At 62.8% G+C, this 11,086-nt stretch carries 11 protein-coding genes; 4 read left to right on the top strand and 7 right to left on the bottom strand.

Features of this window, described 5'->3' with window-relative positions:
• Positions 1–186 precede the first annotated feature (186 nt).
• The 4 genes from hpnK to KHO33_RS33130 are packed head-to-tail and all read right to left on the bottom strand — an operon-like array spanning position 187 to position 2,987.
• Entirely contained in the window at positions 187–1,011 is an 825-nt protein-coding gene (gene hpnK / locus KHO33_RS33145; RefSeq protein ID WP_054043564.1) for a hopanoid biosynthesis-associated protein HpnK, read from the bottom strand.
• Positions 1,001–2,278 carry a bacteriohopanetetrol glucosamine biosynthesis glycosyltransferase HpnI gene (gene hpnI / locus KHO33_RS33140; RefSeq protein ID WP_200566834.1) on the bottom strand — a complete coding sequence of 426 codons (1,278 nt, stop codon included), beginning with the start codon at positions 2,276–2,278 and terminating at the stop codon, positions 1,001–1,003. The genes hpnK and hpnI (KHO33_RS33140) overlap by 11 nt, the downstream gene beginning before the upstream one ends.
• 12 nt (positions 2,279–2,290) lie before the next feature.
• On the bottom strand, positions 2,291–2,632 hold the full coding sequence (locus KHO33_RS33135; RefSeq protein ID WP_054043558.1) for a hypothetical protein: 342 nt from the start codon (positions 2,630–2,632) through the stop codon (positions 2,291–2,293).
• A 34-nt stretch (positions 2,633–2,666) separates the two neighbouring features.
• On the bottom strand, positions 2,667–2,987 hold the full coding sequence (locus KHO33_RS33130) for a hypothetical protein (protein WP_200566833.1): 321 nt from the start codon (positions 2,985–2,987) through the stop codon (positions 2,667–2,669).
• Here KHO33_RS33130 and KHO33_RS33125 point away from each other — a divergent pair.
• Together KHO33_RS33125 and KHO33_RS33120 are read left to right on the top strand one after the other, a co-directional pair.
• Entirely contained in the window at positions 2,986–3,645 is a 660-nt protein-coding gene (locus tag KHO33_RS33125; protein WP_054043556.1) for a response regulator, read from the top strand. The two genes, KHO33_RS33130 and KHO33_RS33125, sit on opposite strands and share 2 nt — an antisense overlap.
• Positions 3,642–5,048: an ATP-binding protein gene (locus tag KHO33_RS33120; RefSeq protein WP_200566839.1), complete on the top strand. Its 1,407-nt coding sequence runs from the start codon at positions 3,642–3,644 to the stop codon at positions 5,046–5,048. Before KHO33_RS33125 ends, KHO33_RS33120 begins: the two co-directional genes overlap by 4 nt.
• A 30-nt stretch (positions 5,049–5,078) precedes the next feature.
• Here the strand turns inward: KHO33_RS33120 and KHO33_RS33115 are convergent, their stop codons facing one another.
• The 3 genes from KHO33_RS33115 to hpnJ form a co-directional block, all read right to left on the bottom strand.
• The gene (locus KHO33_RS33115; protein WP_200566832.1) at positions 5,079–6,104 is read right to left on the bottom strand and encodes a flippase-like domain-containing protein; all 1,026 of its coding nucleotides are present in this window, start codon (positions 6,102–6,104) and stop codon (positions 5,079–5,081) included.
• A 77-nt stretch (positions 6,105–6,181) separates the two neighbouring features.
• Positions 6,182–7,366 carry a bacteriohopanetetrol glucosamine biosynthesis glycosyltransferase HpnI gene (hpnI, locus tag KHO33_RS33110; RefSeq protein WP_054043554.1) on the bottom strand — a complete coding sequence of 395 codons (1,185 nt, stop codon included), beginning with the start codon at positions 7,364–7,366 and terminating at the stop codon, positions 6,182–6,184.
• Complete coding sequence (gene hpnJ / locus KHO33_RS33105) at positions 7,363–8,784, bottom strand: hopanoid biosynthesis associated radical SAM protein HpnJ (protein ID WP_054043552.1); 1,422 nt, start codon at positions 8,782–8,784, stop codon at positions 7,363–7,365. Before hpnJ ends, hpnI (KHO33_RS33110) begins: the two co-directional genes overlap by 4 nt.
• Before the next feature lie 264 nt (positions 8,785–9,048).
• Between hpnJ and KHO33_RS33100 the strand changes: the two genes are divergently transcribed.
• Entirely contained in the window at positions 9,049–10,110 is a 1,062-nt protein-coding gene (locus KHO33_RS33100) for an aliphatic sulfonate ABC transporter substrate-binding protein (RefSeq protein WP_054039664.1), read from the top strand.
• A 43-nt stretch (positions 10,111–10,153) separates the two neighbouring features.
• Positions 10,154–11,053 carry an ABC transporter permease gene (locus KHO33_RS33095; protein WP_200566831.1) on the top strand — a complete coding sequence of 300 codons (900 nt, stop codon included), beginning with the start codon at positions 10,154–10,156 and terminating at the stop codon, positions 11,051–11,053.
• Positions 11,054–11,086: the final 33 nt, after the last annotated feature.

Here is an 11,086-nt window from a genome sequence, read left to right as displayed (position 1 = left end):
TAGCAGTTTCCACCTTGAGCCGTTGTTCGCCGCTTGACTTCCAATACGGTTGCTTTTCTTTGCGGCGGCAAAGAAAAGTAGGTGCCCCCCCGCACAGGGGGAACGCTAATAAACCACTAACAATTCAAGGAAAGGCCAAAGCCCCAGGAACACGGACAATGCCGCCGCAAAAGGCAACAAAAAAAATCAAACCCTAAGCACATCCCCAAACCCACCAACCCGAGCCCCCAAATACCGAATCGCCTCAGCAACCCGAGGCGACAAAAGCGCCTGCAACTCCTCGGCGTGCCGATAATCCCTCATTCCGTGACTCAAAACCCGATCCCCCGGAAACGCAGGATGACAATAAATCTCCCCCACCCCGTGAGGCAAATCGGCAAGCGCAGCAAGCCACGCACCTTCATCCATCCGCCCACTATTAGCAATCCCAACAACATAATCGTTGTGCCCAACCCCAGCCCGATCCAACCTCGCCCGCACCCATGAAATCCACGGCCGCAACCACAGCGGCGCACCCACCTCGAACGGCAAACGCATCGCCCGCATCCCGTACTCGCGGCCGATCTCCAGAATCAACTCAAGCACCGTCGGATGCAAATGAAAATGCTTGTGCGTGTTGACGTGGTCGAGCGTCAACCCCGTCCTCGCAAAAGCATCGAACTGCGCGCGAATCTCTCGCGCCAGCTGTTTGCGAACGTGCGGTAAAAAGAAAAACCGCACCCCATCCCGCACCATGTTGTCGCCAAAACGGCCATGCTCGTCGAGCAAGGCAGCAATCCCCGCGCGCGGCGTGACCGCGTCGCCGTCGGCCAGCACCAGGTGCAGACCGACCCGCAACCCCGGGAGTTCTCGAGCACGCGCCACCGCATCGGCCGCGGCAGGCGCGCCGATCATCAGGCTCGCGGCCGTCAGCACGCCGTGCCGGTGCGCCTGCTCGACCGCCAGATTCACCCGTGGATGCAGGCCGAAATCGTCGGCGGTGACGATCAGGCCGCGTGGCTCAGCCACCATCCGAAGTCTCCATGACATCCATCACACCCATTGCTTTCGCACGCGTCGTCGATGCGGAAGCCTCAACCGGCACGCGTGCGCCACGCCACACCACATGCGAGCCGAACGCGCTCGCGAGCCATTGCAGTGCCAGCAAGGTATCGCGCAATGGCACAAGCGGCAAGTCGCGCCAGAAAGTACGTTCGTGACGTGCGGAACGCAGATGCAGCACCATGCGCGCGGCAAAACCGGCCGCCGTGCTGGCGCCGCTCACCAGCGCCGCCCACAGATGCACGCCGTCGGACGCACCGCTCGCGAGACTGCCGGTGAGCCACGCGCCGGCTAGCAGCCACGGCGTCGGAAACGTGATGAACAGAAATGCAAAACCAGGCGTGTTCACCGAGCGGATCGTGCGCAGCCAACGCGTCTCACGCTGCCACAAGGCGGAAAAAGTCGGCTCGATGACGTCGGTGGCCACCATCACGCGCGAAAGCACCGTGCTAAGGCCGAGCGCGCGCACGTGCTCGGCCAGCCAGTAGTCATCCGCGAGGCAGTTTTTCAGCGCGTCGAAACCGCCAATGCGCTCGAGTGTCGCGCGGCGTAAGGCAAGCGTCGCGCCGAAACCGAAGCGGCGCGAGCCGGCCGCATGCGCGACCCGCACCGACGGCGCGAACCACTCGTTGATAAACAGCGCGCCGACCCGCGGCCAGAAACCGCCCACGCCTTGCGCCACGTAGAGACAGGTCACCACGCCCACGCGCGGATCGGCGAGCGGTGCCGCCACGGTGTCGAGATAGTCGGCTTCGACGGCGATGTCGCTATCGGCGATCACGATCACGTCATGGCGCGCCCGCTCCGCCATGTTGATCAAATTGCTGACCTTGAGATTGCTGCCGTGCACGCGCGTATCGATAGCGAGCTCGATGTCGTGCATCGGATAGGCGGCCTGCAAACGGCGCACCACGGCGATGGCGGGATCGTCCGGCGACGAGACCCCAAGCACGAGCTGGAAATGCCCATGGCGCTGGTCGCAGAAGGTTCTGAGATTTTCGTAGAGACGCGGCTCGGCGCCGCATAGCGGCTTGAGCACGCTGACGCCGACATTCGTAAAAGGAGTCAGTGGATGCGAAGCCCGGGCGGCGGCCGGGGCGCTAGCACCCCTCCCGCTCGCACCGCGGCGCACCGCGAAGAACGGCATCGCCACCGCTGCCAGCATCGCATAGAGCGAGGCCGAGACGCAGCCGGATAACAGGATCCACTGGCATGCTGTCAATGCGTGCGCCGCCATCGCCTGTAGCCGTCAGTGCCCGGCGAGCACGAACGGTTTGCCGGTAAAGCGTAGATGAAGAACGACGAACCAGCGCCGCGGACAGTCTGCCTCAATCAACACGGGCCGGCCGGCAGGCGTGGCGTAGTGGCCCTGAATGGCGAGGTCGAAAGCGGCCTGCGCGAATTGGCGCATCACGATGACGCCGCTCACGATCAGCGCAAGAGCAAGAGACTGAAACCCCGTGGAGCTGAAAACCTGCTGCGAAACCGGCAAGACCAGCAGTGCCAGCAAGGCGAGCGCTTCGGTACCCATTGCCGTGAGCGAAGCCGCCATCAAATGGGCTCGCAGCATGTCTGTCGTGACTGGCTTCATAGCGTGGTCTCGTGACCTGAAGGAACGCGCGGCATCATGCAGTGGCGCGATTCGCCGGCACCAGCACCGGTAAAACGCGCCGATAGAAGCGCCAACCGTACATTCCATCGATGTGCTTACGATTAAGTTGCGATGACCTGACAACATGACGTAGTTTCGCGCGCTCATATCGAGCCACGCGACAGTAACCTGCTGAGGGGCGATAGTAGCGATTCAAGCTGAAGGAAACCTTAAGCAAGAAAGAGGTATAAAGCGTCCAGTGAACATGATCGTTACACTTCGGGTGTGTAACTCGGCGCTTGTTTAAAAACTGTCGCCACCATGCAATAAACATAAAACGGAATTTCTCCCCCATGCGCGTACTCCTCGTAGAAGACGACGACCTGATCGGCTGCGGCATTGAAGCGGGACTGCGTCAAGCCGGTTTCACGGTCGATTGGGCCCGCGACGGCCACAAGGCCAGTCTCGCCCTCGACACCACCGCTTATGCGCTGGTCCTGCTCGATCTCGGCTTGCCCAGGGTGTCGGGTATGGAACTGCTGAGGCGGCTGCGCGACGCCGGCAAGGACGTCCCGGTGCTCGTGCTGACCGCCAAGGGCACAGTGGTGGACCGCGTCGGCGGCCTCGAAGCGGGCGCCGACGACTACCTCGGCAAGCCCTTCGACCTGACCGAACTGATCGCCCGTTGCCGGGCCCTGCTGCGCCGCGCGCAGGGGCGCAGCGTCGAGGTGATCCGCTATCAGGATCTGACGGTCAATCCCACCGCGCAAACCGTCGAAATCGGTAATACGCGCGTGCCCCTCACCTCGCGCGAATGGGCGATCCTGATGCAGCTGCTGACCAATCAGGGCATTCCCCAGTCGCGCTCGCGCCTCGAAGAGAGTTTGTATGGATGGCAGGAAGAAATCGAGAGCAATGCGATCGAGGTCCATGTGTCCAACCTGCGCAAAAAGCTCGGCGCCAAGCTGATCAGAACCGTGCGCAATATCGGCTACGTGGTGGAGAAAGCATAATGTCGGCATCGATACGCCGCCGTCTGATGATGCTGGTCCTGGCCAGCATCGTGCTGATCTGGGGCATCGCGCTGATCTCGAGCTATCGTCAGGCCACGCGCGAAGTCAGCGAATGGGAAGAAGCACGTCTTGCGGAACTCGCGCAAATCCTCGCACTGCTCGACGAGCGCAATCTGACCACGCTGGCCAACGCACGCATCGACGTGCGCGAAGAAGAAAAAGGCGGAGAACCCGGCGCGAACGATAGCGACGACGATGATTCCTTACCGCGCGACGCGCTATTTCAGGTGCGCAGCGCGAACGGCGACGTGCTGGCGGGCAGCCCGCAATTGCGCGTGCTGCAAGCTTGGGATTTGCCTGTGCCGCCCGCAAGCGGCGCGCAAAACATGACGCTGGGTGGCCAGATGTGGCACACGTTCACCTTGCGCGATACTGCGCTCGGCCACACGGTGCGCGTGTTCGAACCGGCCAATACCCGCAGCGATCTGGTGAGCGGCGTCGCGAGCCGGATTGCCCGCCCTACGCTGATCGCGCTGCCGGTGCTGGCGCTGCTGGTGTGGTTCAGCATCGGCTGGAGCCTGGTGCCGCTCAAGGTCCTCTCCGGCGCCATTCGCGCGCGCGATATCAACCGGCTGGAACCGGTCGATATTGGCCGCGCGCCGACCGAGGTGCTCCCGCTCGTCGACGCGATCAATCTGGTGCTGTCGCGCTTGCGGCACTCTATCGAACGCGAGCGCGCGTTTACCGCCGACGCGGCGCATGAACTGAAAACGCCGCTTGCCGCTATCAAGGTGCAGGCGCAGGTCGCACTGGCCGAACCGGACACGGCGCTACAGCGGGTGGCGATGGAACGCGTGGTGCAAGGCGTCGATCGCAGCGCGCGGCTCGCGGAGCAGTTGCTGCTGCTCGCGCGCCTGGATGCGCACGAAACGCTCGCCACGTCGCCGCTCAGACCTGCGGCCGTGGCGAAAGATGCACTGCTCGCCAACGAGCCCAATGCGCAGCAAAAGGACATTCGCGTAACGCTGACCGGCGACATGCGCGCCGAGATCAATGCGGAGCCCGTACTGATGGGCATCCTGCTCGACAATCTGCTCGATAACGCGATCAAGTATGGACGCACTGGCGGCAGCATCGAGGTCGCCGTACGGTATGACGCCGGCCGGGTGCAGCTCACCGTGCGCGATGACGGCCCCGGTGTCGCGCCCAGCGATCTCGCCCGCCTCACGAACCGGTTTTTCCGCGCTACCGGCAATCAGGCCACCGGTAGCGGACTGGGCCTCTCGATCGTCGCGCGGATCGCGGAGCATTTCGGTGCGAGCCTGCATCTCGGCGCGGGCGTCGGCGAGCACGGCCTCGCAGTGGAAGTGTCGTTTCCTGCTTATGCGGGCGTGGAAGAATGAAGGTGTTGTACTGACGCTGACTAGAGGTGACTAGCGCTGGCTGGCTTCGCCCACCACCGCCCGCCCCGCTGGTTCCGCCCGCTTCGGCTCGCGATTGCCGGACTCGGCAAACTGCCACGCAATGAGTCCGGGCACGAAGATCAGCAGATCGCGAATGCGCCGCGCACCGGCGAGCGCAAGGCAGATGGAAGGATCGAGACCCAGCGCGCCGCCGATCAGAATGAAACCGCCCTCCTGCACCCCGAGACCGCCCGGCACGAAGAAAGCCGCACTGCTGATCGCCTGGATCAGCGATTCGATCACCACCGCCTCGACCAGCGTGACGTGCACGCCGAGAAAGTACAGCGCGAGCCAGATTTCGAGCGACGTCAGGAAGCACTGCAGCGGTTGCCAGAAGAACAGATAGCGCAGCACCACGCCGCGCCGGCGCCAGATCAGCTTGATGGCCTGGTCGATCTGAGCGGATTGTCCGACGAGCGCGGCGAGCTTGCCGCTTGTCATACGATTGAGCACACGTGTGATGCGCTCAAACGGGCTGGCATGCTGCACGAGTGCGAACAGCACCAGTAGCGGCGTGAGCACGACCACGCCCCACGCCAGTTGCCCGGCGAGCCGCAGCGTGTCGGAGTGCGCATGCGCGAACAGAAAACCGATGCCGACCATCGTGAACAGCAACTGGCTGATCACCGTGAGCTGCATATCGACGATGATGCTGCCGACCGCCGTAGAGGGCCGCACGCCCCAGCGCTTGAGCATCCGGAACGACACCACCTCGCCGCCGATACGCGCCACCGGCAACATGCAATTGACGGATTCGCGCACCCAGACCAGATGCAGCATGTTGGCAATACTGGGCCGGTTCGCGCCGCGAATCAGCGAGCGCCAGTCGCAGGCATTGGCGATCATCGGCAGCACGTGCGCGAGCGCCGCGAGAACGAGGCCGGCGCCCGCCGCGCGCAGTGCGCCAAGCACGGCGCCGGGATTGTCCTGCCAGACCAGCCACAGCGACACCAGCAAGCCGGCAAGCGCGGCGAAGCGGCCGAGATGTTTCATCATGCGGCCACCCTTCGCACCTGCTTCAGGCACGCTGCATGGTCTTCGCTACGCCCTTCCGGATACCCGCGCATCATTGCTTACCCAACCTGCTGTTCATCCGTCATTCCGTCCTGCGCCGCCGACAACAGGCCGTCGCCATCCACCCTGAAACTGAAACCGCGCCAGATCACGCGCGAGGACCAGAAGCTCGCCACGAAAATCGAAAACGATACGATATCCCATAACGGTAACAGCCACAGGTCGCGATGCGCCTGCTGCAACGCGCGATCGGACAGCAGTTTCAAAACGAGTCGCGCGCAGATGGCGACCAGCGCAAGCGACCACGCCCACCATGCGCCATCCGAGAACGCGGTGGCGAGCAAAGCAAAGGCAAGCGGAAAAATCAGCACCGAGCCGAGATGGCCAAGCGGATCGATGCTGCGGATCGTGCGGCTCCAGCGCAGTTCATGCGCGATCAGTTTCGTCGCGCTGTTTTCAACGCAGGCATGCGAGATCGTGAACGGCGGGATCACCACTTTCTCGCCGATCATGCGCACGGCCTCGCCGATCGCATGGTCTTCGGCCAGGTGCTGCACGAACGGTGTGAAGCCGCCAATTTTTTCCAGCGTGTCGCGCCGCATCGCGATGCTCTGTCCAAAGCAGGGGCGCGCGAGACCGAGCGCAAGCCCCGTCACCACGCCGGGCAGGAACTGATAGTTGGTGGCCTTGGCCGACAGCCGCGGCCAGAAACCGGGATCCGGCGCACCGCGATACACGCAGGTGACAAGACCGACGCCAGGCTTCTGCAATTCGCCGACTACATTGCGCAGATAATCGGGCCCAACGCTCACGTCGCTGTCGGCGAACACCAGCACGTCATGCCGGGCCTGCGGCAGCATATTGAGGATGTTGCTGATCTTGCGGTTCGGGCCGTACAGGCGTGCATCGGCGACCACGGTGATATCCGCCTCCGGATGCAGCCGCCGCAGATCGTCGACGGCCTGCAATGCGGGGTCGGCGCAATCGTGCACGCCGAACAGGAATTGCACCGGGCCCGGATAGTCCTGCTGACAGAAGCTCGAGAGATTGGTGAGCAACGCCCACTCGTTGCCGTGCAGCGGCTTGACGATCGTGACCGGCGGAAAGCTGGTCGGCTCGGACACCGCTCGCGCGAAGAACCGGCCAATCAGGGCACCCGCCAACATCGTGTAGGCGATGCCGAAAACCGCCCCCGCCGCACACGCATAGGCCAGCGTGACGGCGAGCAGATGCACGGCGTTCACGCCTCGTGGGCGCGCAGGAAGCGGAAGAATTCGACGCCTTCACGCAGGCGCCGTTTCATCATGTCCCAGCTCGTGAGCATCTCGCGCAGAATTTCCCAGATCTTCGACGGACGGAAATAGAAGCGCTTATAGAAGTTTTCGAGCTGGTGGTAAATCTCGTCGCGCGACAGATGCGGATAACCGATCGCCGCGAGTTGCACGCCCGATTTGCTGACGAGGTTGATGACCTTGTTCTCTTCCAGCCAGCCGTTCTCGACCGCCTGGTTGTAGAGCGTCGTGCCGGGATACGGAGCCGCGAGCGATACCTGAATCGTATGCGGATTGATTTCCTTCGCATACTTGATGGTCTTCTGGATCGTGTCCTGCGTCTCGCCAGGCAGGCCAAGAATAAAGGTGCCGTGAATCTTGATGCCCAGCTTGCGGCAATCTTCGCTGAAGCGGCGCGCAATGTCGGTGCGCAGGCCCTTCTTGATGTTCAGCAGAATCTGGTCGTCGCCCGATTCATAGCCGACGAGCAGCAGGCGCAGGCCATTTTCCTTCATGATCTTCAGCGTCGCGTACGGCACGTTCGCCTTCGCGTTGCAGGACCACGTCACACCCAGCTTGCCGAGGCCGCGGGCGATTTCCTCGACGCGCGGCTTGAAGTCGGTGAAGGTGTCGTCGTCGAACATGATCTCCTTGACTTCAGGCATGTTGTCGCGAATCCACTTCACTTCTTCAAGCACGTTCTCGGTCGAACGCGTGCGGTAGCGATGCCCGCCCACCGTTTGCGGCCACAGGCAGAACGTGCATTTCGAACGGCAGCCGCGACCCGTGTAAATCGACACGTACGGGTGTTTCAGGTAGCCGATGAAATAGTTGTCGATCTTCAGATCGCGCTTGTAGACGGGCGCCACGAACGGCAGTTCGTCCATGTTCTCCAGGATCGGGCGTGCTTCGTTGTGCTCGATCGAACCGTCTGCCGCGCGATAGCTCAGACCTTTGATGCCGGCGAAGGGCTTGCCTTCGGCAACTTCCTGGCAGGTGAAGTCAAATTCTTCACGGCAGACGAAATCGATCGCCTCACTCGCGGTCAACGAATTGTGCGGATCCACCGCGACCTTCGCGCCGACCATGCCGATCAGCACCGAAGGCTTGCGCTTCTTCAGGTCTTCGGCGAACAGTGCGTCGGTGGGAAAGGACGGTGTGCTGGTGTGGATCACCACCAGGTCATATTGCTGTGCTATGTCGAGCGATGCTTCGACGGACAAGCCGTCGGCGGGGGCGTCGAGTACACGGCTATCGGGCACGAGCGCGGCGGGCTGCGCGAGCCACGTCGGATACCAGAACGAGCGCACTTCACGCTTGGCCTGATAGCGCGAACCCGCGCCACCATCGAAGCCGTCATACGACGGCGCTTGCAAGAAGAGGGTTTTCATGAATGCTCCAGCAAGCCTTAGATCGGCGCTTTCAGTTTTCTGTCGGAAAACTATCGGAACTATTGCCCGCGGGGATACGGGTGATCGCGCAGATACTACGGAGCAAAGCTGAAGGAAACCTTAAGAACAATACTCCCGGCCCGCCCGCCCACGTCCGCCATAGCGCCCAATCTGCTTTGATTGTGAGTTTTTATTCGTTCAGTTCAGCATGCGCATTGACTACATTGATCGGTCACAACTAAACGACCATCACAGGACCAGTCAATGAAAATCCCGCGGGGCACGGCGCGCTTTTCGCTTTCTACGATTTCCTCACGCCCGCGGCATGCGCGACGGCTGCAAGCCGGTCTGAGCGCGTTGCTGATGGCGGCAACGGCCACGCTCGCCCTCCTTGCACCGGGTATCGTACGCGCCGCGCCGCCTGCCGAACTGAAACTCGACTACGCCTACTATTCACCGGAAAGCCTCGTCATCAAGCGCAACGGCTGGCTCGAGCAGGAACTCGCGCCGCAGCACACCGAGGTCAAATGGGTGCTGAGCCTCGGCAGCAATCGCGCGCTCGAGTATCTGAACAGCGGTGCGATCGACATTGGCTCGACGGCGGGTCTGGCCGCCGTGCTCGCCAAAGCCAACGGCAATCCGATTCGCGCCGTGTACGTTTTCTCGCGCCCCGAATGGACCGCGCTCGTGGTGCGCAAGGACTCGCCGATCAAAACCCTCGCGGACCTGAAGGGCAAGAAGATCGCCGCCACCAAGGGCACGGACCCGTTCCTCTTCACACTGCGCGCGCTGCACACCGCGGGCCTCTCGCGCGACGACGTGGAGATCGTCAACCTTCAGCATCCGGACGGGCGCACCGCACTCGCCAACGGCCAGGTGGACGCGTGGGCCGGCCTCGATCCGCACATGGCCGCCGCGCAGATCGACGACGGCGCGAAGCTGCTGTATCGCAACGTCGACTTCAATACGTGGGGTCTGCTCGACGCCCGCGAGGATTTCATTCGCGATCATCCCGAGACGCTCGCGCAGGTGCTCAAGGTGTACGAGAAAGCGCGCCTGTGGATCGCCGCGCATCCGGACGAAACCGCGAAGATCATCTCGGAAGAATCGAAGCTGTCGCTGCCGGTCGCCAGACTGCAACTGAGCCGCAACGATTTCAGCCATCCGCAGCCGGGCACGCAGCAACTTGCCGCGCTCAAAGCAGCCGCGCCGATTCTCACGCAGGAACAACTGGTGAAACCGGGCACGGATCTGAATCAGGTCATCGACGCCTTGATCGACGTGAAGACGGCGCAGCCTGTTATCGCCGCGAACAGCGGGCAGTGAGCCGGCGCGCCCATTGCTCTCGAGGACCCTCCGACCGACTCCCATGGCTACCGACGAATCGCTCGGACTTCAGCACCGATCGCACACAACGGATGAACGTGCGAGACATCGCGCGCCGCAAGCCGCCGACGCAACGCGGGTCGCACCGCGGCCGCGCGACCCGCTCAAGCGCTGGCGCATTGCCGGATTGATCCTGCCGCTTGCCTTTCTTGCCGTGATCGAAGTGCTGGTGCGTGCGTCGGTGTTGCCGGCGCACCTCGTACCGGCGCCCAGCACGATTGCTGAAACGCTGTGGCAACTGGGCGGTGAGCGTCTGGCCCGCCACATCGGCGCCAGCTCGATACGCGTACTCGCGGGTTTCGGCATCAGCTCCGCACTCGCTCTTCTGCTCGGTGGGGCAATGGGTTTGAGCCGCCGCCTCGACGCCCTGCTCGACCCTGCGTTTCAGGCACTGCGCGCGATTCCCTCGCTCGCCTGGGTGCCAATTCTGCTGCTGTGGATGGGCATCGACGAAGCGCCGAAAATCACGCTCGTCGCCATCGGCGCGTTTTTTCCGGTGCAATTGAGCGTCGTGGCCGGCATTCGTGGCGTCGACAGAAAGCTGATCGAACTCGGCGAAGTCAACCGATTGAGTCCGCGGGCGCTATTCACGCGCATCCTGTTGCCCGCGTCATTGCCGCAGATCTTCACCGGACTGCGCACGGGCTTGAGTCTCGCGTGGATGTTCATGGTCGCCGCCGAACTGATTGCCGCCACCCGCGGCCTCGGTTATCTGCTGAGCGATGGCCGGGAAACCGGCCGGGCCGATCTCGTGTTCGGCGTAATTCTGTTGCTCGCACTGCTCGGCAAGCTCAGCGACAGCATCCTTAAAACGATCGAAGCGCGCGTGCTGTCATGGCGCGATACCGCGAACGACCCGTCTTCCTCGCGAGGTGCGCGTTGAACGCGAGAGATCTTTCAAGTCAGGCGCCGCTGC

It is taken from the genome of Paraburkholderia nemoris (genome assembly GCF_905221015.1).
Classification (GTDB): domain Bacteria; phylum Pseudomonadota; class Gammaproteobacteria; order Burkholderiales; family Burkholderiaceae; genus Paraburkholderia; species Paraburkholderia nemoris.
Note: the sequence above shows the minus strand (reverse complement) of the source record. Positions and strands in the feature narration are given on the sequence as shown.

Bases quoted from the DNA above. Each gene is read 5' to 3' on its own strand.
- KHO33_RS33115 (WP_200566832.1), bottom strand. From the start codon at position 6,104: ATGATGAAACATCTCGGCCGCTTCGCCGCGCTTGCCGGCTTGCTGGTG.
- hpnJ (WP_054043552.1), bottom strand. From the start codon at position 8,784: ATGAAAACCCTCTTCTTGCAAGCGCCGTCGTATGACGGCTTCGATGGT.
- KHO33_RS33130 (WP_200566833.1), bottom strand. From the start codon at position 2,987: ATGGGGGAGAAATTCCGTTTTATGTTTATTGCATGGTGGCGACAGTTT.
- hpnK (WP_054043564.1), bottom strand. From the start codon at position 1,011: ATGGTGGCTGAGCCACGCGGCCTGATCGTCACCGCCGACGATTTCGGC.
- KHO33_RS33135 (WP_054043558.1), bottom strand. From the start codon at position 2,632: ATGAAGCCAGTCACGACAGACATGCTGCGAGCCCATTTGATGGCGGCT.
- KHO33_RS33125 (WP_054043556.1), top strand. From the start codon at position 2,986: ATGCGCGTACTCCTCGTAGAAGACGACGACCTGATCGGCTGCGGCATT.
- hpnI (WP_200566834.1), bottom strand. From the start codon at position 2,278: ATGGCGGCGCACGCATTGACAGCATGCCAGTGGATCCTGTTATCCGGC.
- KHO33_RS33095 (WP_200566831.1), top strand. From the start codon at position 10,154: ATGGCTACCGACGAATCGCTCGGACTTCAGCACCGATCGCACACAACG.
- KHO33_RS33100 (WP_054039664.1), top strand. From the start codon at position 9,049: ATGAAAATCCCGCGGGGCACGGCGCGCTTTTCGCTTTCTACGATTTCC.